The organism is Desulfosporosinus sp. OT, from assembly GCF_000224515.1.
In the GTDB taxonomy this organism is placed as follows: Bacteria; Bacillota; Desulfitobacteriia; order Desulfitobacteriales; family Desulfitobacteriaceae; genus Desulfosporosinus.
Window position 1 is genome coordinate 1 of record NZ_AGAF01000095.1, and the last position, 26,316, is coordinate 26,316.

The 26,316-nt window shown below is 40.1% G+C and carries 21 protein-coding genes; 7 read left to right on the top strand and 14 right to left on the bottom strand.

Translation table 11 applies throughout. The features are described from left to right. The 3 genes from DOT_RS08360 to DOT_RS08370 all read right to left on the bottom strand — a co-directional run. Positions 1 to 1,498, bottom strand: a 1,498-nt coding sequence (locus DOT_RS08360) for a CCA tRNA nucleotidyltransferase (RefSeq protein WP_009617024.1), incomplete at its 3' end; no start/stop codon positions are given. A gap of 322 nt (positions 1,499 to 1,820) precedes the next feature. Next, positions 1,821 to 2,702, bottom strand: a complete 882-nt coding sequence (locus tag DOT_RS08365) for a diacylglycerol kinase family protein (RefSeq protein WP_009617025.1) — start codon at positions 2,700 to 2,702, stop codon at positions 1,821 to 1,823. Between the two features lie 154 nt (positions 2,703 to 2,856). Further along, on the bottom strand, positions 2,857 to 3,975 hold the full coding sequence (locus DOT_RS08370) for an aminopeptidase (protein WP_009617026.1): 1,119 nt from the start codon (positions 3,973 to 3,975) through the stop codon (positions 2,857 to 2,859). A 155-nt stretch (positions 3,976 to 4,130) separates the two neighbouring features. On the opposite strand from DOT_RS08370, the gene DOT_RS08375 reads away from it, so the two are divergent. Continuing rightward, entirely contained in the window at positions 4,131 to 5,072 is a 942-nt protein-coding gene (locus tag DOT_RS08375; RefSeq protein ID WP_040411665.1) for an RluA family pseudouridine synthase, read from the top strand. Here the strand turns inward: DOT_RS08375 and DOT_RS08380 are convergent. From DOT_RS08380 to map, 3 genes are all read right to left on the bottom strand, one after another. After that, positions 5,065 to 5,259, bottom strand: coding sequence for a YwbE family protein (locus DOT_RS08380; protein WP_009617028.1), 195 nt, complete (start codon positions 5,257 to 5,259; stop codon positions 5,065 to 5,067). The genes DOT_RS08375 and DOT_RS08380 overlap by 8 nt on opposite strands. An 87-nt stretch (positions 5,260 to 5,346) precedes the next feature. Then, positions 5,347 to 5,766, bottom strand: a complete 420-nt coding sequence (gene mscL, locus DOT_RS08385; RefSeq protein ID WP_009617029.1) for a large-conductance mechanosensitive channel protein MscL — start codon at positions 5,764 to 5,766, stop codon at positions 5,347 to 5,349. A 13-nt stretch (positions 5,767 to 5,779) separates the two neighbouring features. Continuing rightward, positions 5,780 to 6,529 carry a type I methionyl aminopeptidase gene (map, locus tag DOT_RS08390; protein WP_009617030.1) on the bottom strand — a complete coding sequence of 250 codons (750 nt, stop codon included), beginning with the start codon at positions 6,527 to 6,529 and terminating at the stop codon, positions 5,780 to 5,782. A gap of 286 nt (positions 6,530 to 6,815) precedes the next feature. Between map and DOT_RS08395 the strand changes: the two genes are divergently transcribed. Both DOT_RS08395 and DOT_RS08400 read left to right on the top strand, forming a co-directional pair. Next, positions 6,816 to 7,958 carry a DUF2087 domain-containing protein gene (locus DOT_RS08395; protein WP_009617031.1) on the top strand — a complete coding sequence of 381 codons (1,143 nt, stop codon included), beginning with the start codon at positions 6,816 to 6,818 and terminating at the stop codon, positions 7,956 to 7,958. Between the two features lie 246 nt (positions 7,959 to 8,204). Then, on the top strand, positions 8,205 to 8,612 hold the full coding sequence (locus DOT_RS08400) for a hypothetical protein (protein WP_040411667.1): 408 nt from the start codon (positions 8,205 to 8,207) through the stop codon (positions 8,610 to 8,612). 65 nt (positions 8,613 to 8,677) lie between these two features. On the opposite strand, the gene DOT_RS08405 is transcribed toward DOT_RS08400, so the two are convergent. Beyond that, complete coding sequence (locus DOT_RS08405) at positions 8,678 to 10,810, bottom strand: HAD-IC family P-type ATPase (RefSeq protein ID WP_009617033.1); 2,133 nt, start codon at positions 10,808 to 10,810, stop codon at positions 8,678 to 8,680. Positions 10,811 to 11,010: 200 nt separating this feature from the next. Here DOT_RS08405 and DOT_RS08410 point away from each other — a divergent pair, with 200 nt between their 5' ends. Then, entirely contained in the window at positions 11,011 to 12,450 is a 1,440-nt protein-coding gene (locus tag DOT_RS08410) for a methyl-accepting chemotaxis protein (protein WP_009617034.1), read from the top strand. 102 nt (positions 12,451 to 12,552) lie between these two features. Here the strand turns inward: DOT_RS08410 and DOT_RS08415 are convergent, their stop codons facing one another. The 3 genes from DOT_RS08415 to DOT_RS08425 form a co-directional block, all read right to left on the bottom strand. Continuing rightward, positions 12,553 to 13,278: a phosphatase gene (locus DOT_RS08415; protein WP_009617035.1), complete on the bottom strand. Its 726-nt coding sequence runs from the start codon at positions 13,276 to 13,278 to the stop codon at positions 12,553 to 12,555. A gap of 147 nt (positions 13,279 to 13,425) precedes the next feature. Next, positions 13,426 to 13,647, bottom strand: a complete 222-nt coding sequence (locus tag DOT_RS08420; RefSeq protein ID WP_009617036.1) for a hypothetical protein — start codon at positions 13,645 to 13,647, stop codon at positions 13,426 to 13,428. 497 nt (positions 13,648 to 14,144) lie between these two features. Then, positions 14,145 to 15,023 (bottom strand): hypothetical protein, encoded by an 879-nt coding sequence (locus tag DOT_RS08425; RefSeq protein WP_009617037.1) that lies wholly within the window; start codon positions 15,021 to 15,023, stop codon positions 14,145 to 14,147. A 298-nt stretch (positions 15,024 to 15,321) separates the two neighbouring features. Between DOT_RS08425 and DOT_RS08430 the strand changes: the two genes are divergently transcribed. After that, positions 15,322 to 16,155: a hypothetical protein gene (locus DOT_RS08430; protein ID WP_009617043.1), complete on the top strand. Its 834-nt coding sequence runs from the start codon at positions 15,322 to 15,324 to the stop codon at positions 16,153 to 16,155. 391 nt (positions 16,156 to 16,546) lie between these two features. After that, the gene (locus DOT_RS08435; RefSeq protein ID WP_009617047.1) at positions 16,547 to 19,831 is read left to right on the top strand and encodes a cation-transporting P-type ATPase; all 3,285 of its coding nucleotides are present in this window, start codon (positions 16,547 to 16,549) and stop codon (positions 19,829 to 19,831) included. A 281-nt stretch (positions 19,832 to 20,112) separates the two neighbouring features. Here DOT_RS08435 and DOT_RS08440 read toward each other — a convergent pair whose 3' ends face one another. The 4 genes from DOT_RS08440 to DOT_RS08455 form a co-directional block, all read right to left on the bottom strand. Then, on the bottom strand, positions 20,113 to 20,436 hold the full coding sequence (locus DOT_RS08440) for a hypothetical protein (protein ID WP_009617048.1): 324 nt from the start codon (positions 20,434 to 20,436) through the stop codon (positions 20,113 to 20,115). 19 nt (positions 20,437 to 20,455) lie between these two features. After that, positions 20,456 to 20,686, bottom strand: a complete 231-nt coding sequence (locus DOT_RS08445; RefSeq protein WP_009617050.1) for a hypothetical protein — start codon at positions 20,684 to 20,686, stop codon at positions 20,456 to 20,458. A gap of 67 nt (positions 20,687 to 20,753) precedes the next feature. Then, positions 20,754 to 21,014: a DUF5132 domain-containing protein gene (locus tag DOT_RS08450; RefSeq protein WP_009617052.1), complete on the bottom strand. Its 261-nt coding sequence runs from the start codon at positions 21,012 to 21,014 to the stop codon at positions 20,754 to 20,756. Positions 21,015 to 21,077: 63 nt separating this feature from the next. Further along, positions 21,078 to 25,781: an HAD-IC family P-type ATPase gene (locus tag DOT_RS08455; protein WP_202798703.1), complete on the bottom strand. Its 4,704-nt coding sequence runs from the start codon at positions 25,779 to 25,781 to the stop codon at positions 21,078 to 21,080. A 252-nt stretch (positions 25,782 to 26,033) separates the two neighbouring features. Here DOT_RS08455 and DOT_RS08460 point away from each other — a divergent pair, with 252 nt between their 5' ends. Further along, positions 26,034 to 26,300 (top strand): hypothetical protein, encoded by a 267-nt coding sequence (locus tag DOT_RS08460; protein WP_009617055.1) that lies wholly within the window; start codon positions 26,034 to 26,036, stop codon positions 26,298 to 26,300. Positions 26,301 to 26,316 lie beyond the last annotated feature (16 nt).

Below are 26,316 nucleotides of genomic sequence, written 5' to 3' on the forward strand. Positions count from 1 at the left end.
TGGCTTGCCGGCGAACCTGTTCTTTGAACTGACCGAAATGTTCTCCTTTAAGCCCTTTTTCACGGGCAAATTCTTCAAAACAAGACCAATCAAGTTGATTCGACCGCTCAGTTATAAAGACGCAAGCATCTCTTATTTCGCCCTGGATCCAGTCTAACCATTCTAAATTTTTTTGTGAATACTGCTTCCCGCCAAGGAAATCTGCTCGCCACAAAACAAGCAAATTTTCTACTCGTTGTATCTCAAAATCATGTCTATTCCAACCGATCTCCCAAGCAAAGCGTCGGGCCTTATTACGAACCTTGGTTTCTGACCCTTCCTCTCTTAATTCACTCATAAAAGTCAGAGTTCCCATCATATGATGCCCTACCAAAAAAAGGAGTTCTTTTTCTCCAAGTCTTCCGCCAGAAAGAACCATAGACCATCGGAAGCGTGGCAAAATTTCTTTGACTAAGCGGGCACTTTCCCATTCGTGTTGTAGAAAGTGTCGCTTACCTTCAGGGATTAACTTAAAACTTTTATCTTGCGAAGATTGAACTGATTTTATGCGTTTGACAACAATTGTATCTGGATAGTTGTCTAACAGTGCCCCGTGGACTTCAACCTCTTTGTTTTTCCACCGCTCTAGGTTTTTCCCAATTAACTTGAATTCATCAATTTTATATCCTTGATCAAGCAAATGAATAGTTCCCCAAGCGTAACATTCCCGACTAGCTGTTTCCCATTTTCCTAGATCATGAAATAAGGCAGCTAAACGTAACAACACGAGAGGAGGTGTATTTTTCACGACGTGCCTAGTATGTTCCCAGGCATCTTTAGTATGATAACGATTTTGCACCAATCCCTTTAGCCTAGCCAGCTCAGGGATATAAGTTCGAAAATACCCCAAGTCATCGAGGAGTTCTAGGGATTCGTCAATCTTATCCAAAATAAGGATTCGGCCTAATTCCTCAGTTACTCGCTCCAGCGAGACTTCACGCATCTGTGGTACATGATCGACTGCAGCTCGCCAAGTCTCCTGCTCGATTTCCAAGCCGTAACGAACGGCTAAACGAATGAGGCGTAAAATCCTTAGCGGATCTTCTTTAAATCGATCTGCCGCATGCCCACAAGCTTTCAGTCGTTTGGTATGTAAATCGTGAAGCCCGCTTAACGGGTCTTGGATTTCTCCTGTTCGAACGTCTTGATAAATGGCATTTAAAGTAAAATCTCTACGTAGAGCATCCGTTGCAACCTCTCCGGAAAAAGACGCGATATCTACTCGTTCTGTTCCTCGGAATAAGCTGACAGTCTGCTGCTTGGCTCCTAATCGATGAGGTATATAACCCCAATCAAATAACATTTTATCTATTTCCTGGAGAGAGAGTGCTATGACCGCATCCACATCTTTAGAAGGAATCCCCAATTGAGCATCACGAACAGCTCCTCCAACAATATAGACTGGTCTTAGTTCACTGAGTCTCTTCAGGATCTCCTGCTGAAAAGATGTGCCGATCATTAACTCCCTCCATTCTTTACTTTTTTGGGTTACACTTATGTTACTCTGCTGCTATTCTTACATACAACCTTACTTTCAAGCGTAATTGAACAAAGATATTTTCTCCAACGGATTCTTTTCTACTCGTAAATGAAACAATGTATCACAATTTTAAACAAGGCGAAACCCATATAAGAGCTACCCCTTGTTGATACTATAACCACGGGCACTTTGCCATCCATGGCGGTGCTCTGATCTCGAAAGTCCTGTTCCACTCTTAGCAGCGTCAAAAGTAAAGCTGAAGCGGTCGCCTTCGCCATGGCTTGAACTAGCCAAGTTTTCTTTAACAGAGCACAGTGATCTTGGGCCCTATTTTAATATGCCATGCGCTTCCCGGCCCACATTCACCATCAAGATCCGAAAAAATTGGGCGATCGGTAGAAACTATTAATTCAGAGCTTAGAAATTTTTTTACTTTTTCATCGTCTGCTTTTTCGCCTCGCCAAACGTTTAAGAGCAGACGAACCGTCTCGGGCCAGCCTGCCGATGGAACCATTAAAATATCCAGCTTTCCATCGGTCAGAGATGCCCTAGGTACAAGTTTCCTAATTCCCCCCACCGAGAGACCGTTTGCAACCATAAACAAAACGACCTCTTCGATATATCGTTTTCCGTCATGCTCAAACTCGACACGAAAGGGGCGAAAAGAAGGAAGGGTTTCCAAACCTTTAAGAAAATAAGCTAATTGCCCGAGTGTATTTTTGACACGCGTATCTACCTTTTGTGAGACATCTGTTAAAAGACCCGCGCTGGCAACATTAACAAAATAACGATCATTAACTATACCTGTATCAATTTCAAAGGCTTTTCCCGTGGCAATAACTTTGCACGCTTCAGGAATACTTTTCGGTAAATGTAACGCGTAAGCTAAATCATTTGCCGTTCCCACGGGCAAAATACCAAGTGCAGGACGTTGTTTTGGAGAAATATTCATCAACCCGTTGACCGCCAGATGAATGCTTCCATCTCCCCCGGCAATAACTATCTGATCCACATCCGTACTTTGAGTCGCGATTTGTTCAATATCTTGGGGAGATCCTGCCCTGTGTACACAAACTTCATGTCCACTTTCTTGAAAAATACGAATCACGGTGTCAAGTTGCCCGGTTAATTTACGCCGGCCAGCATTTGGATTATAAACTAAACGTAATCGCTTACCTTTCATGACCTTTTTTAATCGACTCCTTACTTACTTCTTTATTATGTAACTGGCGAACCTTTGTATTCAAGACTCGTAGGTTCGTACGACTACATTAGTTTTCTTGATCCCCTTTACGAATTGGGAGACCCAAAGTCGGATCCCGCACATCTTGTAAGCACTAAGATTTTAGATTCTCCGGGTTCAAGGCCTCAAGCTCAGGCAAGACAAAGCGCCCATCTTTTCGAACCAACGTTTTATCAAAATAAATCTCACCACCACCATATTCTGGTCTTTGAATACATACCAAATCCCAGTGGATAGCAGATTTATTTCCATTGCTACAATCATCATAACTGGCCCCTGGTGTAAAATGGAAGCTTCCGTCAATCTTCTCATCGAACAGTGTGTCTTTCATGGGCGTTTGAATAAACGGATTCACCCCGATAGCGAATTCTCCAACGTAACGTGCCCCATCATCGGTATTAAAGACAGTCTCAATCCGATCTGAATCGTTCGAGGTCGCCTTAACAATCTTGCCGTCTTTAAATTCCAACACGATGTTTTCATAGGTAAACCCTTGATAAAGCGATGGGGTATTATAACTGATCTGTCCATTGACCGACTCTTTAACAGGTGCTGAAAATATTTCTCCATCCGGGATATTGACATGTCCATCACACTTGATCGCAGGCATTCCTATAATAGAGAAGATCAAATCAGTTCCCGGTCCAATGATATGTACCTGATCAGTTTTTTCCATCAGCGCCTTCAGCGGCTCCATAGCTCTTGACATCTTTGAATAGTCCAAGTTGCATACATCGAAGTAAAAATCTTCGAAACCTTCAATGCTCATATTCCCTAACTGCGCCATAGAAGCATTCGGATACCTTAACACACACCAGCGGGTATGGGCCACTCTTTGCTCTGTATGCACAGGTTTCAGGTAGTGGGACGCATAAGTTCTCATGGCATCACTCGGGACATCAGCCCATTCGTTCGCATTCTCTCCGGCCCGAATTCCAATAAAAGCCTGCATCTCCCTCATTCGAGCGAGATCCCAGCGAGTCATTGCTTCTGCCTGCTCCACCGTAAATTCTTTCAATAGTTCACGCTGTAGGGTATTATTGATGGTAGACAAAAATGGCAAACCACCAGCTTGATAGGCATAACGAACAAGAGCTTGAGCTAGTGGAATGTCTTGTCCGATCACTTCAATAAGGATTTTCTCGCCTGGTTGAAGTGCAATCGAGTAATTAATTAATGAATTAGCGAGTTTTTCTATGCGAGGGTCTTTCACCTTTGGGCCTCCTTAACCATGTTTAATCCAATCAAGACTTTAAAGAAGTTATATTCTTCATACTTCATAATTTTCCTTTTTATCATGACTTCTACGTTAAAAAGTCTATTGATGCATCTATGTAAAGGTTACTATTACGAGGAGGAATTATGAACGTGAACGCACAACATTCTTTATGGGAATACCGATTGCAGCCGGAGGATTCTGGCCAGAAATATATAAGTATTCTACTCCACAAATTTCATTTCTCGCTCAAGTTATTACAACGGTTAAAGCAGGGAGAACACGTTTGGGTTAATGGAAACTTCACTTATTTAACGGCGCGGGGCAAAGAAGGAGAAACATTATCCATCCAGCTCTCATCTGATGAGGAAACTAATATTCTCGGAGAAGATCTCCCACTCCATATTCTCTATGAAGATGAATACCTTTTAGCAGTCAATAAACCTGTGGGTCAAGTGGTTCATCCAACACACCGTTATCTCACAAGCACTTTAGGAAATGCCGTCATTGGCTACTGGGAACGCAAGGGGGAATATCGTCTGTATCGTCCCATTCATAGGATAGATCGCAACACCTCTGGCGTTGTCGTCATCGCCAAAAATCAATTTGCCCATCAACAACTTGCCTGGCAACTGGAGCGTGGACAAATCCACAAACGATACTTCGGTTTTGTGACAGGAATTGTACCCGAAAATGAAGGTACCATCAACGCTTCCATCGGATTTGCCCCCGATAGTTTTATCAAACGCCAAATCCAACCAGATGAGCAACCTAATGGTCAGCCAGCCCGAACCCATTTCAAGGTCATCCACCGCTATCCCAGTGCCACTCTTCTTGAATTCATCCTTGAAACTGGACGCACGCATCAAATCCGCGTTCACTGTGAAGGCTTTGGACACCCCCTGCTCGGGGATGATCTTTATGGTGGTGATACCACGCTTCTTTCTCGTCAAGCCTTACATTCCTCAAAATATGCTTTTCTCCATCCTGCTACAGGTCTCCCCATAGTCATCCAAGCACCCTTTCCTGGAGATCTTAAGGCATTGATGAGAATACTCTCTTCTCTCTCAAATTCAGATAGCGTTATTATTTAAGAATTTGTTGCACTCTTCCAATTTGACCATCCGTGAGTCTAACTTTAATTCCTCTGGGATGGGTCTGTGAGTTTGTCAAAATATCTTTAACAACTCCTCGTGTCAGTTTCCCAGTTTTTTGATCTGCTTTTAAAACGATATCAACGGTTACTCCTGCATAGATATTCTTCCTGGTCTGACCATTCATTCTGAAAACTCCCTCGAATTTTAATAATAGTATTAACGCTTGAAATATGGAATTTATTTGAATATTATCATGTCATATCTTACTGACTTACTTTTTCTCAAGAAGATCCCTGATCTCCGTAAGAAGTTGCACCTCTACACTAGGGACCACCGGAGCAGGTGGTTCTTCAGATTTTTTCCTATTTAACCGATTCATTACTTTTACGATTAAGAAAATGGCACCCGCAATTATTAAGAAGTCAAAAACCGCTTGAATAAAGTTGCCCGTGTTTATCGTAACTGCCTGTTTGATAACATTTCTTGAACTATCAACTACGGCATCTCTAAGCGACCATTTAATATCTGTAAATTTGATGCCTCCCACAAGCAGACCAATCGGAGGCATAATTATATCGGCGACAAGGGATGATACGATTTTCCCAAAAGCGCTACCGATTATAATACCTACTGCTAGATCCATCACATTGCCTCTTGTCGCAAATTCTTTAAATTCTTTTAAAAAACCCATTAAAGTACCCCCTTTACTCTTGCTCAGTTAATATTAGCGGACTATTTTGGGTAATTGCAATTGTATGCTCGTATTGAGCGGATAAACTACCGTCTATAGTTCTAGCCGTCCACTGATTGTGGTCAATTTTCAGTTGATGTAAACCTATGTTTATCATGGGCTCAATCGTAAATACCATCCCCTCCCTAAGTCTCTCCCCCCTATTAGGTCGACCATAATGGGGAATTTGTAAATCTTCATGCATGATTTGTCCAATTCCATGGCCCGTAAATTCGCGCACTACGGAGAATCCTTGAGCTTCAGCATGACTTTGAATTGCGTGGGATATGTCTCCGATTCGATTGCCGATAATCGCCTTTTCAATACCAATATAAAGACATTCCTTAGTAACTTTAAGAAGCTGTTCTGCTTGCACCGATATTTGTCCAACTGGATAAGTCCAAGCAGAATCCGCGAGCCACCCATTAAGATTTACAACCATATCAATTCCCACAATATCCCCATCTTTCAGAGGGTTATTGCTTGGGAACCCATGACAGATTTCATCATTAACTGAAGCACAAGTTGCAAAAGCATACCCTTTGTACCCCTTTTGCTCGGCCTTCGCCCCGTGCGATTGGATGAAATTCTCGGCAAATTTATCTATTTCCAAAGTCGTTATACCCGGACGAATCATCGTTCTAAGTTCCCGATGACAGGCAGTCAATATCTTAGCCGCTTCTTGCATAAGAGCAATTTGTTTTTCTGTTTTAATTACAACCAATGTCTATTCCTCCTAAAAACATTTTAAAGGGAGTATAACCTATCCCTGAGTTTAGAATGCTTTACTATTAAACAGTTGTACCAAATACTCATTATAATACTTTATTAAGGAAGGTGCTTGTATCGTGCCCTACAAAGGGGATTGTTTTTCATTATATTTTCGCCTTTCTAGATAGATTTTAAGTTTATCTGGGCTTCTTGGTCTTATTAATCCTTATATTTGATATTTCATAGACAATATATTATAATGTCTACGAAATATCAAATATAAGGATGTGTTTCTGGAAATGGATGTCTCTGAATTATTTTGGAATGCATCAATTGATGACCTCAAATGTGGTTTTATACAAGAAGAGGACTATTATATATGCCTAATTTGTGGTAAAAAAATTGAAAGAGGAATTATCTACCCTGAAGAAGGTCTATTCTATGAAGCTGGAAGATATATGCGTATCCACATTGAGAAGGCACATCAATCGGTGTTTGAGCACCTCAATAGCTTAGATAAAAAACTCACTGGACTCACCGATCATCAAAATAGACTTATTCGACTTTTTTACCAAGGAAAAAGCGATCGCGAAATACAAAAGGAATTGGGCATTGGTAGCGCCTCCACGATCCGCAATCACCGATTCTCATTAAAAGAGAAAGAGCGTCAGTCAAAGGTATATTTGGTGATGATGGAACTTTTAAAAGAAAAGAGCAAACACGAGTCAACCTATATCGATCCTCCCGAAATGGCCAAGATGGTGGATGACCGTTATAAGGTTACCCAAAAAGAGAGCGATAAATTATTAAAAACACTTTTTCCTGAAGGCACTGACGGGTCTCTAAAGACCTTCTCGATCAAAGAAAAGCATAAGTTGGTTGTCTTGCAAGAAATTGTCAAACGTTTTCAGGATCAACAGATTTATACAGAGAAGGAAATCAATCAAATCTTAAAATTTGTGTATCACGATTTTGCAACTCTTAGAAGATATTTAATAGAATATGGTTTTCTTGATCGAACGCCTGATGGCAGTCAATATTGGCTAAGAACAAATCCCCTTAACAAGGAGGCGATAACAATGGATCGCAAAGAAGAGTTGAAACGTCAGTATAAAGAAACAAAAATAGAGGCCGGAGTTTACCAAATCCGAAATACTAAAAATGAAAAAATATTTATTGAAAGTACCTTAAACCTAAAGACCATCAATGGGAAACGATTTACATTGGAAACAGGTACGTACCAAAACAAACAACTCCAGATTGAGTGGAATGAATTTGGAGCTGAAGCCTTTGTTTTTGAGATATTAGAAATCCTAGAAACCCCAGAAGAAGGCTACTTTGACGCCAAAGATGCTTTGAAGAAACTTAAAGAAAAATGGTTGGATAAGCTTCAACCTTACGGGGAACGTGGTTATAATCTTAAAAAGCCTGCTAAGAATTAGTAGAAAATAGTCTTCTGACGAATGAAAAAGTCTGTAATCCTAACGTACAAGGATTACGGACTTTTTTCATAAAAAATTTTAAAAAATTAACGTTGCTTTACGAGCAAAGGGTTGTTTTACCTTGAATAAATTGATTGATTCTAGAAAATAGAGATGTTTGTATTTTTTTAAAACTAATTACTAATAATATATTTAGAACATACATTTTCAAACTACTTAACTTTATAGTGAAAGGGGTTGAATCCTTTGTTTAAAGGCATACCAGAGATATTAGGAGAATCTTCTTTTTTGGGTTTAGTTCTTGCCGGTACAGCAGTCGTTGTATTGGCACCAACTCTGAAAAACGTTTTGCGTGGTGTGGCAGTTGCAACAGCTAAAGGAGTTGTATCGATTACAGAAGGTGGCGCTGCCTTAGCTTCTAATGCTAAAGAAGGCTGGGAAGATGTAGTAGCTCAAGCCAAAGCCCAAAAAGGGATGACAAATCTTGATAAAGGTACAATTGTTGGCGCCGGAGCTGGCGGGGCTATAGGTGCTTCAATTGGTGGCATGGCAGGACCCGCTGGAGCAGCAATTGGTGGCGGTTTAGGTGGAGTAACAGGAGCCTCCGTAGGAAGTGGAATGCCCAACCAAACCACTGACCTGAGCGATGATTAAGCTAAGGTTGTAAAAATTCAATATCAAACAAGGGGAATCCTTTCTATAGGATTCCCCTTTTGATATTAAAACCATTTCTGGTAATAAGTATTGAATACTGTAATGACTGTTCCCATCTGTCCTAAAAAAGCTGCACTGACATTGTTGATCAAACCACCTGCTCCAAGACCTAAACCTATGACGTTAATGCCAATAGCAAAATTTATATTTTGCTTCGCTACTTCTTTAGTTTTTTGAGCCAAGAGCATTGCCTCCACTAGAACCTGAGGATCCTGGGCACTAATTACAATTCCTGCAACTTTAGCCGCAGAATCTGCGCCCTTTTTCCCCCAAGCAATTCCTACCTCTGCTTCCGACATAGCTAAGGCATCGTCAATCCCATCTCCTAACATGGCTACCTTGTGCCCTTGCATATTTAAGGTTTTGATAAATTTAGCTTTTTTGTTTGGTGTCATTCTACTATGGAATTCTACAATTCCTAATTGATTAGCAACAATCTCTGCCGCTTCAAACTCATCTCTTGTTAACAGTACTATTCTCCGTATTCCGAGTGCCCTGAGCTGTTCTATCGCTCCTCTTACCTCTGGCTTTATAGTTTCGCGCACACCAAATAGTCCACACAATCTACCTTCGACTGCCAGATATATCGGATTTAAGCCCAGATGCCTAAATCGAAGAACTTTACTTTCAACTTTGTTAAGTTTTACATTCTCCTGTAACATTAATGTTTTAGTCCCTAATAATATTTTCTTCCCTTTCATTTGTGCTCGAATTCCTAGTTTAGGGATAAATTCAGTTTCTACTCCAGCCGCTACAGGCCCAAAATTCGTTAAATAGCCTCTTTTACGTATTATTTCTACTAGTGGATTGCCTTCCATTCCTTCACCCATCGAAGCAATCCTTAAGATTTCACTCTGAGTATATTCTTTATTAACTACGACAATTTCTTGAATAGTTGTCTTCATCACGGTTAGTGATGGTACTTTATCTAAAACCATAGTATCGACTTCACTTGCATCCCATAAGTGGTTACCATTTTTAACGTAAATCCCTCGTTGAGCAGCCTTCCCTATGGCTACTCCGTTGGCAGTTGGAACGGCAAGACCTGCTGCAGATGGCGAGGCAACGATTAAAATAGCCAAACTTCGGTTCAGATTTCCGGTCAGCAGGTAGATACCTCCTGCTGCCATAAGTGAAAAATATACCATACGATCAATACGTTGCCGAAATATTGCCTCATCAGGTTGATCGTTCTTATGAACTGCCCTTCTCGTCAATTTGCTTAATTGAGTTTGGAAACCAGTTTGTTCTACTAATATCTTTAAAGACCCGTCCAATATTTCCGTACCTGCAAGTACTTTAGAACCGGATAATTTATTGATGGGCTCAGATTTGCCACTTATTTGAGATTCATCCACAACCGCTTCTCCATCAACTACCGTACCGTCGACCGGAATTATTTCTGCGTTTCGGACTACAACTAGATCACCACTTACTAATTTTTCTAACGGCATTGCTACTTCGCCTTTATCAATAACTACCCACACTTTTTCTGGCAATTTACCTATTCTAGCAATAATTTGGTTTGTCCTCGTGAAGTCCAAAGCCATAATTATTTTAGAGTAATTAACCAACAACATTAGTAATAAACCTGTATAACTTTCCTGCAGTAGTAACAACGTGAAAGTAATAGAATTAATTACTAAATCGTAGCTTCTATTTCTTGTTTGTTGAGGATGCTTCAAACCCCAGAGGAAAATTGGGTAAGCTATTATTAAGCCGATTGCTGTAGCTGTGTTGTTCAAGATATTAGAACTGGCTAAAGCAGAAGGACCGAATAGTTTACTTTTAGTAAATAATAGCACGAGCGCCGCAGAAATCAGGAATATTTTATTAGCTCTCTGGGTAATCATAGGACTTAGCTTTTCGGTTAATGGGACTGGATAATTGTATTTTCTCCGATGATCATCGACAAAAATTATTATACTTGAGCCATGGATGAGGTTTTCATGGAAATGCACAAGCAATGTACCCGTCAGGAGATTAGTTCCAATTTGATCGATTCCTTCTATGTTCTCTAAGGCATTATGAATTTTTTCAGCTAAATAATCATTTTTCTTTAAGCCCGGCACCTTAAGCCTAATTCTACCAGGGGTATAATGGACATATTTATTCCAAATTGCTTTCGTTTCAATCATATCCGATACCACCTTATTTAGCTTAACTTCTCTAAGAAGAGAGTGCCCAGTTAACAAACTCGTTATGTACTACGAGCTTGACAAGGAATTACATTTTCAACTGTTCTCAGGTGACCTGCCGTTAATTAACAATAATTTAACATAATTAGTAAGTATTTCTTTACATAATCATGATACAATCAAGGAGAAAATACAATTTTTTGACAATTGGGGGTGCCTTTATTTCTATTACAGATACAGCAAAAAAAGTCACTTACATGTTTAACAGAAATAAACAAATTAATCTTATTCCATCTCCTCAGGAAATGAGTTTTCTAACTATTAATACCCTACTCGATGTTGTTAATACAGGAGACTTAAGCCAAAGAATTAGTCTCTCTGACTTGGGAACATCCCGACAAGAACAGGAATTAGCAAAACGGGTAAATCGCCTAATTGATCGCTACGAGTCTTCTACTAAAGATTCGACTCAAGGACTTACTAAAGTGATTTCAGAGACCTTTGAAGAATTTAAAGTTCTCAAAGGGCTGAACGAAGGCCTCGCCCAGCAATTTGAACAAATTAAACAAATTACGGTTGCCGTGAATTCAACATCTCAGTCCATTGAAAGTGTCGCTCTTTCTACGGCAGAAATCGCAAATTCTGCCGTAGATGCAAAAACTAGCTCCGATATAGGAGTTGCTAATGTCAGATCTATGATTACGGAAATTGAAAGCATTAAAACGAGCTTTAATGAACTTCGTACTGAAAATGCCCAACAAAAGGAATATGTCTTGCAAATTGGGCAAATTACGGATATTATTCGTCAAATCGCAAGTCAGACCAACTTACTTGCCCTCAACGCAGCCATCGAGGCAGCACGAGCTGGGGATGCGGGTCGAGGGTTTGCGGTAGTGGCACAAGAAGTCCGCAAATTGGCAGAACAAACACAAACAGCTGTGCAAGATATTACCGCTAAAGTCTCAAATTTAACGAATCAAGCCTTGAAAACAACATTCCAGGTAGAAAGTCTTAGCGATTCCACAGATAACGTAGCCTCCAAAGCGTCTATGGTTATAGAATCCCTTGATAGATTAACGACAAGTATTGGAGTCACGGAACACCAAGTGGATACTATTGCCCCAGTGACCGAGGAGCAATCAGCAACTTTTGAGGAACTGGCTGCTACCATCGATGATGTTGCCACGATCTATGCCTCAACGGTAGAACGCTCTGTCGAGTCATTTGAAAAACTAAGAGGAATTGGACTGCAAATTGTAGGCATTCGTAAAAACTCGTTGCGCTTTAAAGTTAAGCTTATACCCTCGGAGATTATAAGTTTATCCATAACCGACCACCAACTATGGATTTGGCGGATTGATTCGATGATTTCAAGCAATGAATTCATCGACCCAAATGTTGCAGGGAATTTCAATGCTTGTCGACTTGGTAAATGGCTAGATGCAGAAAGATTATTAAGTGAGCGCAGTGAATTTAAACAAATTCTCCCTCTCCATGCCGAATTTCACACCCTAGCTCAAAGGGCCGTGTTAGCTAAAAACTCCGGACAGAACGATGAAGCTAAGAAATATCTCAAACAAATGTATGAACTGTCTGACCATTTGATAGCTATGCTCAAAGAATTACAGAAAATTTGCTAATCAGCTTTTCATAAGAACCTCTTCCTCCAAACTAAAACTCATAAAAGAGGGAATAGTCATTGACTTCGTCAACGCATATTCCCTCTTTATATGACGTTATTACTAGCGCAGCTTACGTCGTGTCGCTAAATAATCCAATACTCGTTCAGGTGAGGTATTTAGAATCTGATGCTCTGTAACTCCTGCCTCATGAATCAAATCGAGGGCATCGCTAAACTCACCCACCCTGTCCCAAAAATGGGCATCACTACCTAAAATAACTGGACCTTTGAATTTGGCCATATAACTGGCAAAGCAACGACAATTCACCCTCGCCCCACTTTTTTCTTCTATCGTCGACAACGAACTGTTATTAACCTCGACAGGCCTATTTAATTGAGCAGATTTGTAAGCAATCTGCTCAAGGTCTAGTTGGAAATCTGGTCGACCCGGATGAACCATCATATCAGTAAAAGGGTTTTCCATGGCTTTGATATAGGCTTGAGTATTTTGCTCACATGTCCCCCCGGGATAACAAATGACATGAAGTCCAACAAGTACAAGTTTCATCCGAGCCAAATAACTAACTGGGATATCTAACTCTCCCTCATGGTTGACGATATTGGCTTCAACTCCCGGTAAAATTTTCACCCCAGATATCTCTTCAGGAATAATTGACAAGTTCCCAAAATGATAAAGATGAGGGGCGCCCGGCATACTGGGACCATGATCTGTCACGCCCAATAATTTAAGTCCTTTACGCGATGCCGCCTGCGCATTTTCAGTTATAGTGCTATAAGCATGACCGCTTGTAATCGTATGTGTGTGCAAATCAACCAGTAACTCCATATAATCACCTCCTGTTGAATTTATACTTAAGTCACAATAAAAATAACTATGTTAATCGCCATAACCCTTAACCCATTGAATTGTTCAGTGACTCAATGGGTTAAGCTTGAACCTGCTGTTAAATTTTCTACGTCTTTCTAGAATGTCTTAGGCGTTTTGATAGTGATACCCTTCTTTAATTAGCCTTTTCTTAACTTTAGTTAACTCCAACGGGTCAAAAAAATGTACCTCTTTTCCGCTGCGAACAGTCCAAACTTGGGGAGTTAAATGACCTTCCTTGATAAGCTTTTTAAATTTGAAACTTGATACTTCGAGATAATACGTAGCCTCTTTGGTATTTAATAAGGAATATTTATATTGCGGGGTCATTTTCTAGCCTCCTTCTTACTACTAGTCAGAAATATAAACTGAGGTTTATATACTTTCTGGAAGCATAAGTACAACTAAGGCCACCGCCAGCGGTCCCTTCACGCTAACTTCGAATCTTTGTTCGAGTCGTGGCGATGCTCTAACCTTGAAAGTCCTATTCAAGTCTGCCAGCACATAGAGAGCTTGTTGCTAGCCTAGTTTTCTTTATAAACAGGCGTTTACTTTTAGAAAATGAAATTATTGAACCCGACACTTTAAATGAATTGATAAGCACTGACACCAAGTTTCTTTGGCATCACCTCTTTCATTACTTCCATTATCTATATCCCTAATTCCATCATATACTTTTGATATTAAGGCAATATTAATAAAACTTTAAGCCTAGGTTAAATATACGATTATCGGGATCTTTTTCTTGGGCGCCTCAACTTCGCTAACTTATGACGTTGTGTTTCGTAAAACATTGCTCGATTATTGCTTAATATACTAAAGATTAATTATGCTTCCAGCAAATTCGTTTCATAAATTTCTTCTCTAATTATTTCTTTTTCAAGTAAATTAATTTTCATTTCAATTTTTGAATATATCAATATGTCATGAGCTTCATAAAAGATGTTAGCAATTTGATCACTGATATCTTGAAATAAACCTAACTTTATTGAATCAAGAGCTCCTTTAATTCGATCAGAGAGTTGAACCATTAGTTCCATAGTTTCCGAATTAGAGTTAATGTCTAGTTTTTCTAAAATTAACTCGCTTATATCAATATTACTGCTAAATTTACCTATTAATGAATTCTCAATAAATGATTCGATGGAGTCAGTTACAGTTTTTCTGCTTAATGTTTCCATACAGGAAGTGATCAAAATTGTTCGCATTTTTGTATTTTGGTATTTTTGAAGTTGGTTAAAACTATTGGAAACCAAATCATCAGCTATACGGCCTTTTTTTAATTGCCATACTATGTGACTATTAAATCGCTCAAAAAGTTCATGCCGTATAACATTTTCAGTTTGTCTATAAATCTTTTCCAGGTCATCATTGCCGAATATATCCGCATATGATTTTTCTCCGTATATTATCTCGGTTAATAATCGATTATTTACAACCCTTTCCTTTTGCTCAAAGAACCCTTCAATTTCATTATTGATTAGCCGTCTGCAACTATCTACGGCCATTACTGTTCTTCTTTCACTAAAGCGTTGTCTTCTTCGATTGATACCAAGCAGAACATTTACCCTTCTAGGTGTAATAAGTATTTTTAATGCGACTTTATTATGACTTTGTTTATACTCTTTAATGAATGATATATCAGCTTGAGGTTTACAAACCTTCTGATGTTTTTTCGATTTATTTTCAACCCATTTCAATATCATATTACATCCACCTCAACCTCAATAGAGCTTTGATACTATTTATAATAGCAAAATCGTGTTAGAGCTCTGCTAAGGCAGTGTAAAATTTATGTTAACTTCCCATCCAAAGAGCTGGTAAATATTTATTATTGATGATTGCTTCTTGACAGTTATTTAAGATCTCTTATATAATTAATTGAAAACAATTATCATTATCTCATTATCTGACTCTTTAAAAAGCTGTGATTAAACTTACGTGACATTGTTATAATTTTCTCAAACTTTTTTAAATTTTAGAATTGTTAGGTGGAAATATTAAATGACAAATTCAATCGTAAACATAAAAAAGTTTCAGAATACAATTGAACGACCTGTTAATTATAATGATTTGCCTAAATATAGAAATTTGAATAAAAAAACCATTTTGATAAACCTTTATAGTAAACAACGCGTACTTGCTGAGCTCAAAACCGCCCAAGCCGTAGAAAGCTGTCAGGAATTAATGGGTGCAGAAATCGAGAAACATTTCCTTGAGAAATACAATCAGGTTTCCAAATTGATAAATAAGTTATCTACCAGTAAGGTTTGTGATGTAGTTAATTATTATAGCCTGATAACACCTACCGACGTTATGGAAATAACATCATTGATGGAAAAGGTATTGCAAAGAGAATTAGAAAAACATTTTATAATTCGTTGCCAGGCCTCCCTGGAGCTTGATTGCTGTCCTAACCAGCTATTTAGTCTTGTTGAAGATTGGCAGAAAACTACAAATAGAACTCTTGTTATTACACGACAGGTTGAGAAATGGAGCAAGAACTATTTGCATAAGGCAATCAAACTTAATTTCCAAAATATAGCCTTCTTCCATATAGCAAAGAACTTGAAATTCAGTTCAGCTTTGCTTAAAAGCTTAGGTATTGATGCCCGAGAAACAAAGGCAGAATTTTTAATTGAAATGAGAAACAGATTAGAAGGTAGTATCGATTCCATAAAATCAAGAATAATCATTGACCTTAAGGAAAAAGTTGCTCAGGTTTTTTACCAGATTCACGATCAAGTGATTGACCATAGACTCTTAGAAAAAATAACTCTGCTCGAAAAAGGACTGAACGAAGAAAGAGGATACTCATTAATGAGAAGAGAAGCCTAAAAGCCCTGCCCTGCCCGCAAGGGCTTTTTTTTATTGGACTCACCGCGCTCTAAACTCGAACGTTACGTTTAAGGTCGTGGTCATCACATCAGAGCAATTAAGTCTACCGCAGAGGACTTCTCACTGTCCCTGACTATAGGGACACTGGGCCATCCTTGCTCAGCGCTTAGGACTAGCAAGTTTTCTATATTACCTGCATAAAAACTATCCTTCATAACCTATACTAATCCTTGTATTTTCTAAAGCACGTGTTTTCTCCTGTCTATCCGCTGGCTACCCCGCTATAGATTTTCCGTGACTTATGAGGAAGATCCGGCGCTAAACTAGTGGAAAAATCAAGTTTTCCAGGATAAAACTCACTAAACATAAATAATATCTAGGAGGTTAAGTATTGTTACACAGTAGGGAGAGGTTCATTAGAGCATTGACCGGCAGGTTACGAATACAAGTATTTGGCCTTAAGAGGAATCGATTATTTGCAGAGGTCATCGGTTCCAAATTAAATCTACTTCAAGGCATACTAGAGGCATCTCCTTGCGTTGTTACAGGTAGGGCTCTTATAACTTATGATGCACGTCAGATATCCATAAAACAAATTATTAATGAAATTGAATTATTGGAAAAATATCTCCTCTTTGGTCAACCCTGTTATGACCAGCTATGCACTTACTCAAAAGAAGTATCCGCTACAATTGAAGCACCACAAGTAACAAGATCACCTGTGCTTTCGTTTCCCAGTTGGATTGTGACCATGGCAGCGGATCGTCTTGGAATGAGAGCAAAACAATTCTCTACAGAAACAGTTTCAAAACCTGATGAGAAAAGTCTTTTTCCTAGAATACTCACCTTTGACAGATCAAGACTTTTGGATACCAGCAAAAAAACCACAACTGTGCTCAATAAAAGACGGGAAATTAACAAAATCTCTGCCGAATCCTGGCATGCTGTGACTCCGGAAGAGCTTTTGAAGAGATTTTCAACTCATGAGCACAGAGGCTTAACAACCGAGCAAGTTTTGAAGCTCAGTGCGCAATACGGGAAAAATGAACTTAAACACAAAAAGCCTCCCCCGTGGTTTTTGTCCTATCTTGGGCAATTTAAAGAATTTACTACCCTAGTTGTCTTAGGGGCCTCAGCGTTGGCCTTGCTGAGTGGTGATGTGGTTGACGGATTAGCCATGGGTATAGTTTTACTTGCCAACGCCGCAGTAGGGAACGTTCAGGAGCGCAAAGCAGAAAGGGTAATTGAAGATTTAAACGAGTTTAGACCTCCTAAGTGTAAAGTAATCCGAGAAAACTCCCAATTTGAGATCGACGGCAATGAACTTGTACCAGGAGATATTGTGTGTTTAGAAGCAGGAAACAGAGTTCCTGCGGACCTGCGCTTACTGCGCTGCTGGAATTTAGAAGTCAATGAGTCCACTTTAACTGGAGAGTCTTTGCCGATGGCTAAGATTGAGCACGTTGTAGAAGCATCCTGTCCTTTGCCGGAACGTAAAAACATGCTCTTTATGGGTACCGACGTGACAAGGGGAAAGGGCATCGGGGTTGTCGTGGGCAGAGGGATGGAGACGGAGATAGGTTATCTCGTGTCCCTGATGAAAGACCAGGAAAAGGTCGTTACCCCTTTGCATGAAAAAGTTACAAGAATCAGCAAGAGATTTATTAAATGGACCGCCCTAGCTGGAGGACTAGTCTTTCTCGTGGGTTTGCTCCGTGGTAGGCCCTTGACCCAAATGATTTCCACCTCGATAATCCTAGCAGCTTCGGCAGTTCCGGAAGGACTTCCTGTCACTATAACCATTGCTTTAAGTGCCGGGATTTACCGGATGGCAAAAAAGAACGCCCTGATCCGCAAACTCTCAGCCTTGGAGACCCTAGGCCGCATAACCGTGATATGTACCGATAAAACAGGGACTTTAACTAAAAATGAAATGACTGTCAAAAAAATCTTAACGATTAATCGTTCTTGGACTGTGACAGGCGATGGCTATGAGCCGGCAGGGGCTATACTGGAGATGAATTCCGTAGAACCAACTGCTAGCGAACAGAAATTAGAAAATCCTGAGCTACAATGTATCGCGCGGATAGGGCTTTTATGCAATAACAGTAAGTTGGAACACGATGGGATATACTGGAACACTAAAGGAGACCCCACCGAAGGGGCACTTTTAACCCTAGCCGGCAAGTTCGGGCTCTGTCCAGAACGAATGACTCATTGGCACCGGATCCATGAAGTCCCGTTTGATTCTAATTCAGGTACCATGAGTGTGGTCTGTCGTGATACAGAGAGAGACCAGGCTTGTTATGTGTATTGCAAAGGCTCAGTTGAATCAATTCTTGAATATTGTCAATGGTATCAACAAGATGGCGAGATTCACCCCTTAACTGAGGAAAAGAAACAATCTATCTTGAAACAAAATGAAGTATCCGCCCTTGAAGCTCTAAGGGTCTTGGCCTTTGCCTACTCCCCTATCGAATGGATTGACAACGAAGCTAAGGAAATCGGAAAAGAATTGATCTTTGTAGGATTAACAGGCATGATGGACCCCCCAAAGCGAAATGTGGAAAAAAGTATTCGGGAGGCCTATGCCTTAGGAGTCCAACCGGTCATTATCACAGGCGATCATCCAATCACTGCTATCGCCATTGCCAACGAATTGGGTATAGGCAACGGAAATAAAAAAGTACTGACAGGACAAGACTTAGACCGCCTATCGGATGAAGAGCTGAGCAGTATTGCGGAAAATGTCAGAATCTTCGCTCGGGTGACTCCTGAACATAAACTAAGGATTGTGAAAGCTTATCAAGCGTTGGGACATATCGTAGCAATGACAGGGGATGGAGTGAATGATACACCGGCTATCAAACAGGCTAATATTGGGATTGCCATGGGCAGAACCGGGACAGAGGTTACTAAAGCAGCCGCTGATATAGTGCTAAAAGAGGATCAGTTTGGTTCGATTATCGAGGGAGTTAAAGAAGGGCGAAATATTATCGGCAATATTCGAAAAGTGATTGGCTGCTTGTTTACAAGTAATTTAGCGGAGATTCTAGTTACGACAACGGCGGTCATGGTAGGCCTGCCTATGCCTCTTATTCCTCTTCAGATTCTCCTGATAAATCTAATAGCTGATGCTATTCCAGCTCTGATCTTAGGGATGACCCCACGCAATTACGATAATGACAAACAAATAACCAAACCTCTAGATATTATAGACACAGACTTATATCAAAAAGTGATTAGCCGAGGAATACTGCTTGCCGCTGGCACACTTGGATTATTTACCATGACGCTTGCCGCTGGCGCACCACTTGCAGTCGCCCAAACTGTTGCTTTTACCACTTTAGTAATCGGGCACTACGTGCAGACCTTTTCTTGGCGACGAGAGGGTACAGAAGAAAGCACCCTCCAAGAAGTTACTAAGGATTCATTAAAAGACCGTTACCTCTTAGCAGGTCTCGGTGTATCTTTCCTGGCATTACTCACTTCCCTATATGCTCCACCGATTGCCGGTTTTTTTCATACCACTCAACTAAATTTTAAACATTGGGTATATATTCTTATAGCCGCTGGTCCCGCTACCCTTGGTTCAAAGCCAATTCTACGTTTGTTATCCTTGAATCATAAGAAGGCCTTAAATTCCTGCAACCAACTGCCAATACTTTCTACTTAAATTTAATCAATAGAAGCATATTACCCTTAAACACTATATTGTGATTACCAAAGCCATCTCCTGTTTAGCATATACTAACATGAGATGGCTTTGGTAACGTCTGTTGACACTGCTGACAGAAACGAATTAAGTGCACCATTAAGCGTGTAAACCATTATTATTTTTGTTAAGACGTTAGTGTTGTAATCATAACAGAAATAGTTTTCTACCCTGATGATAGAAAACTATTTATTAATGTTTTGTTGAAATTCACTTTTGCTACTCAGACAGATAATCTCCCATTAATTAAGGCGTTGTCGTTCTAACTTTGTTTGATTCATAATAGAATTCCCTACCTGTATACCTACCACATTTCCTAAACGATCTCCTAAAATACCACCAAGAATGGTTCCAACTATAGAACCAATGCCGGGAATTAAAGCCGAACCAAGTACCGCACCATACTCCAATCCTGCCATCAGACCTAAAGTTTCTGAAACGTTTATTGTGGTATGGGCGACATACTCATCTGCATTTATCTTCCCAGTGGTAAATTCGCGAGAACCTTTTATTTGGGCAATCCCACCAGAAATTGCCCCAGCCCATAAAGTACCCTTACTAAACAAACTTATCCCTCCATTTTAATTAATGCCGAATACGAGGAAAGCTTATCCACCCTAATAGATTGACTCGTTGCTCCTTTCCTTTTGCGCGTGCATACTCAAAAAATTGTCCCAGAAAGGCCTCCCACTTCTGCCCAATTAACTTCTGAGCTGAAGGACTTTCAACTCCTGCTGTAATACTTGTATTTATGGCCAATTCAATATGGGATAGAGCTTGTCTCAAATTTTCATCTATTTTCTGCTCATCTAACACGCTCGTTAATCACACCTTTCAGCTCTGATGAAACTCGTATTTCTCCATGAAAATCTCTTTGTCTTTGTCAGTTTTCCGACAGGAGATTAATCTCCTTATCCAATTGATTTTTCATTCTTTCAAACTGTGCTTCGGCAATTATGTCCTCTATCTCTTCTTTAGCTAGTTTAACAGTTGTTTTAGTACTATCAACTAAGCTTATTGTTCCCCTAACCCCAATGATTCCGAGGTTAAGAAGTGTGCTCTTCATAATAGGCAGAATGGTTGTAGCCGTTAAGCCAAGAGCAACACCCGTTATCAAACCAGTCTTCTCTATGTTTTTAAACATTACTTGGCCTCCATCCGTTCGATCCTATCGAGCATCGACAATGATCTGTGTCATCCCCTCTGCTTACACGCTCACATTTCCATTTAACAGAACGGTCGATTTACCGGGCACCAAACCCACTTGATTTTTCTTAGATACCAGGAATAGAAACGGTTTTGATAATATGGAAACTGAACCAGCAACTAAAAGGATACTCAACCAGTGTTGAGGCATTAGTGGCGCTGTGTGGAAGAAGCCTGCCGCTGCAGGAATGTAGATCGCTCCTAATAACGCTAGGAAGGATGCTCCTAAACCGAAAACTAGATAGCGGTCTTTTAAGGATTCCTTAATACTCTCTTTGGAACCCTCTTGTCTCCAAGAAAGAGTTTGTACCAATTGGCCCACAACCAGTGCTGAAAAGGCTGTCGTTTGGGCAACAACTAGCGGTGCACCAGCTGCTAAAGTAGCAGCAAATAAGCCTAACGAACCAACCCCCAACAAGATCCCGCGCGTAATGACCTTAGAGTACAGTTCTTTGTCCACAATATCTTGGCGAGCAGTTTGCTTTGTTTTATTACCGGGGTTGACCGCTAAAATCATAGCAGGTATTGCATCCGTAAGAAGGTTCATTAATAGAATTTGGATTGGTACAAGTGGCATAGGTAACCCTACAATAACTGCGGCAGCGGTCACCAATACTTCTGCCAGATTCCCAGTTAAAAGACAACCAATTGATTTCCTTATATTTCCAATTATTGTTCGCCCTACTTTTACCCCTTCGATAATCGAACCAAAATGATCTTCCTTCAGAATCATATCCGCTGTAGCTTTAGTAACATCGGTTCCCGTACGACCCATAGCAATACCAACATTTGATTGTTTTATTGCGGGGGTATCATTAACTCCATCTCCAGTCATCGCAACAATATGCCCACATTTTTGATAAGCTGTTACAATTCGAAGTTTATGTTCAGGGGTTACTCTTGCAAAAATAGAGATTTCTTCGACCTGGCTAACTAATTCTTCGTCGGTGAGTTGATCTAAGTCCTGACCCGTTAGAACTTGAGTATTTGAATCCCCAATTCCAAGTTCTTTGGCAATGGCTATGGCCGTAATAGGATGATCACCTGTTATCATCACCGGCTTCACCCCTAGAGCATAGGCTTCTAAGATGCTCTTTTCTACATCAGGTTTTGGCGGGTCCATCATTCCCATTAAACCAACGTAAATAAGCTGGTCGTCGATTACTTTAGGTTCAGTAGGCTGCCCGTCAATCCACTCTGTTGGGCAATAAGCAAAGGCTAATACCCTTAGAGCATCGCTAGCCAAGGTTTTGTTTTGCCTATGGATTAATTCTTTCGTTTCTTCAGTCAGCGGCTGAATTTTCCCATCCAACTGATACCATTTACATCGGTCAAGAACTACCTCAACAGACCCTTTACAAAATATAAAACAATCTTGGTCTGTCTGAGTATCCTTACATACTACATTCATTGTCCCAGAATTGGAGTCGAATGGAACCTCATGTACTCGATGCCAATGAACCATCTTTTCTTGCCAGAGACCAAATTTTGCCGCAAACGTTAAAAGTGCTCCTTCTGTTGGATCACCTTTAGTAGTCCACGACTCGTTTTCTTGCATGAGCTTGCTGTCATTGCAAAGAACCGCAATTCTAGCCAGTTGCTGTAATTCTGGACAATCTTGAATACTTTCCTTGGCCAAGGAATTTGATGAACTGACATTGGTAATTTGCCCTACAGGTTCATATCCATTTCCTTCCACTGCATACGATGAATTTATGAGAGCTACTCTTTTTACCGTCATTTCATTTTTGGTTAAAGTACCCGTCTTGTCAGAACAAATGACGGTTGTTCGTCCTAATGTTTCCAGTGCTGATAACTTACGTATCAAGGCGTTCTTCTTAGCCATGCGGAAAATACCTGCGCTTAAGGCGATAGTTATTGTGACCGGGAGTCCCTCCGGTACAGCAGAGGCTGCCAGGGTAATCGAAGTGGTAATCATCTGAGTAATGGGTCGTCCTCTCAGTAACCCAGCAACAAATACTAAAGCTCCTGCTAGTGCTGCCCCTTTAATAAACGTTTTACTGATACCAGTCACTTTCTCATGCAGAGGAGTTAAAACTTTTTCCTGCCCCTCCATTAGAGACATTAGGTATCCAATTTCGGTTGCCATCCCAGTCTTAACAACAATTCCTATACATTTGCCTCTTGTCACATCGGTTCCTAAGTAGAGCATATTCTTGCGCTCTGCTAAAGGGCAATCTCCGCTTACAACCTGGGGATTCTTATTGATAGGTAGGGATTCCCCTGTTAAAGCTGCCTCATTTATTTCTAGGTTCCAGGAATTCAGCAAACGAATATCGGCGGGTACCCGGTCACCAGCCTCCAGGTTCACGATATCACCCGGAAGCAATTCATCTCCTGATATTTCTAACTGTTTTCCTTCTCTTAGTACTTTGCAGAGGGGAGGTTGAAATTGATTGAGCGCTTCGATTACCTTTTCGGCTTTGCGTTCTTGAACAGTACCAATCGCAGCATTTACTAAGAGGATCGACCCCATTGCCAATCCATCAAACCAAGATCCAGTGGCAAGAGCAACTAGAGATGTTCCCAATAAAATCAAGGTCGTAAATTCTTTAAACTGTGCCAAATAAGACACTAGCCATGGTTCCTGTTCTTTTCGCTCTAGATTGTTTAAGCCGAATTTTTGACGATGGGCGATTACTTGTTCAGTTGTTAATCCCTGACCTTCATCCACTTTAAAATTTTGGGTGATTTCTTGTTGAGGGATAGCATGCCAAGAAACTCCTGATTCCTTCCTTAAAGACTGTAATTTATCTTTTGTTGCGTTCGCTTTCGTTCTTGGTATTTCCTTAAGGGTAGAACTTGGGGCCTGAATACTTTCGCTGATCCTTTTACTTCGGGCTAGTAGAATTAAGGTAATTCCATCTGAAAGCAGATTAACAATTGGGGCAGTTACCGATAGAGGAATAGCTAGAAATGTACCCAGCTTATTCCATAATTTAGCTATTCTAAAATGCTGCTGCACTGTTGTTTTAATGTTTTGTGAATAATCAATTGCCCTACATAAATCTTTTATCTTTTCAATGGAGATCGATGAAACGTTAAGTGAATTAACCACTTTTACATCCTCATCATTCCCCCTGATAAGAAGAGCATTTTTTCCGCTCTGACGCAAACCAGCAATTCTCTCTAAGAATACTTCTTTGCCAACACCTAACCAGTCAGTCTTAAGTCCTAATTGATGGAGGGTTTCGCGGCTCAAATTTAAACTATCATTTAAGATACTCACATTCATATTATTTTGCCGCAAATAATTTATCGACTTATAAAACTCATTTGAAACAATTTCTTTTTTCCTTACTAGAATGCCAAGAAAAACCTTTTCTCTTGCTAGGCACAACACTTCATAACCGTGTTTTTGTTTTCTCTTTACTTCCAGTAAAAAACGATCACAAATCACCTCATTTTGTTCTAAGAACTTTAGACTTCCCATTAAAACTTCAGCGTTTTGGACTTTTACTTTGGTACCTTGAGCAAATTGCTCAACTTTAAATGCAGTACGCAGGGTTCCTCCCGCTTTTTCAGCCTGCTGAGTTACTTTATCTCGCCAAGAATGTCCTGTTTTTTTCATAATTGAAGCAGCCAAATGCCATAATTTAGACTCATCGTCCTCATTGGAGATGCACTCAATCTCTGTCAAATGTTCGCCAACAATGAGAGAGGTATCTTCGATAACGATACAATTGGTCGCTGCTAATTCTTCAAGCGAAGTATTTTCGGGGATCATATACCCATTTTCTCGAGCTGTAAAATCTGCTTGATCCCAAGTATATTGTGCTGGTAAAGATGCTACCCTGGGGTTACCAGCCAGGAGGACCGCAGCTCCCCTCAGAGGACTTCCCGTAAATGCCCATGTTGCCCCCGCCAAAAGGGTACTCATCTTACTTGTCTTCTGACTGTAACGCTCTATTTCGGGTGATAAAGGTCTGTTAACTATGCCTAAATTAAGCTGCTCTCTTTTCCACTTTAGATACTGCATAATACTTAAACCGGCAAGAACAACTATATTTTCCCTTACAAGAGCAAGAGTGAGCGCGCTGGCCCCGATCAAAAACTCTGGATTAAGCCATTTATGCTGCGTCTGAGAAGGATCACGCTTAAAATACGAGTAACCACTGACCACTGCTAACATCGCCGCTAGATTAAAGGCCGTGGAGCTTCTGGCTAATGCCGATCTGCCCCAAAATAGATGTTTAATGCCAAGTATTCCCAGTCCTCCCACGGAAAGCGTTAAGGGAAGCGGTATCTGTGTTTTTTTAATTTCTGATTGAATTGAGGAATTGGAATTAACTGCACTTAAATTGGATAGCGAAAAGATATGAGGATTATAATTTTTAGTTGAGTCCTCTAAGTTTTCACCTTCGACCGTAGCAGCCGCCACTTCGTTATATACTTGTTCAGTTATTTGAGATTGATTATGCAAGGTGATAGCAGGTAAAGCTTCAATTATCATGAGCTTATCTATAATCACTGCAACTGAAATTTTCTGCTCACAATACAATACTAGCAACCTACCTGTATCTATACATGGAGATACCATCTCAATACCTTCACATCGGCCTAACACCTCAATGATTTGTTTTGCAAGTTCCACGTTGTGCTTAAGACCAAATACTTCTATACGTACTCTTCCTGGCAATTTTCGAATATGCCGTTGTTTAGGCTGATTGAATAGAATCCCCAATTTCTCCCCCCTCACCTTTCTCCAATCCTTTCCAATGTAACAGAATTCAGTATGTTCCTAAGTATGCTAATTTATACCTGAAAGCTTAATTGGAACGAAGATCAGATTTTTAGAGAAAAACTCGTCAAGAAAATGTTACTTAATTTTATTAGGACCTAGTCTTATAAGGGTAACGCGAATAAATTATGGAAATTTTGGAAACTACTTTATATAATTTCTTTGTTGCAATTAACTTTTTGAGGAGTGTTCATAATGTTCAAATTTATCAAGAAATCACCTTTTGGTTTTATCCTTGGCGCTGCAGCAATAGTACTAGTAGTATCACCAGAAGCAAGAGAAGGCGCCCGTAAGGCAATAGTCAAAGGCACGACCGTTGTGTTAAACTTTGTTGATCAAGTTAAAGGTTCGTCTTTATTGTCCTCTCAAAATTCACCTGAATTATTAAGCGCTCCTGCTGAACAGGTAACTGACCAAGTGACAGAATCAAAAGTACCTAGCGACGAAAATACTAACGACTAGGGACTTTGGTTCATCT

Coding starts and splice junctions, on each gene's coding strand:
- DOT_RS08450 (WP_009617052.1), bottom strand. CDS start 21,014: ATGTTTAAAAACATAGAGAAGACTGGTTTGATAACGGGTGTTGCTCTT.
- DOT_RS08395 (WP_009617031.1), top strand. CDS start 6,816: ATGGATGTCTCTGAATTATTTTGGAATGCATCAATTGATGACCTCAAA.
- DOT_RS08420 (WP_009617036.1), bottom strand. CDS start 13,647: ATGACCCCGCAATATAAATATTCCTTATTAAATACCAAAGAGGCTACG.
- DOT_RS08430 (WP_009617043.1), top strand. CDS start 15,322: ATGACAAATTCAATCGTAAACATAAAAAAGTTTCAGAATACAATTGAA.
- mscL (WP_009617029.1), bottom strand. CDS start 5,766: ATGGGTTTTTTAAAAGAATTTAAAGAATTTGCGACAAGAGGCAATGTG.
- DOT_RS08380 (WP_009617028.1), bottom strand. CDS start 5,259: ATGAATGGTCAGACCAGGAAGAATATCTATGCAGGAGTAACCGTTGAT.
- DOT_RS08415 (WP_009617035.1), bottom strand. CDS start 13,278: ATGGAGTTACTGGTTGATTTGCACACACATACGATTACAAGCGGTCAT.
- DOT_RS08425 (WP_009617037.1), bottom strand. CDS start 15,023: ATGATATTGAAATGGGTTGAAAATAAATCGAAAAAACATCAGAAGGTT.
- DOT_RS08460 (WP_009617055.1), top strand. CDS start 26,034: ATGTTCAAATTTATCAAGAAATCACCTTTTGGTTTTATCCTTGGCGCT.
- DOT_RS08405 (WP_009617033.1), bottom strand. CDS start 10,810: ATGATTGAAACGAAAGCAATTTGGAATAAATATGTCCATTATACCCCT.
- DOT_RS08365 (WP_009617025.1), bottom strand. CDS start 2,702: ATGAAAGGTAAGCGATTACGTTTAGTTTATAATCCAAATGCTGGCCGG.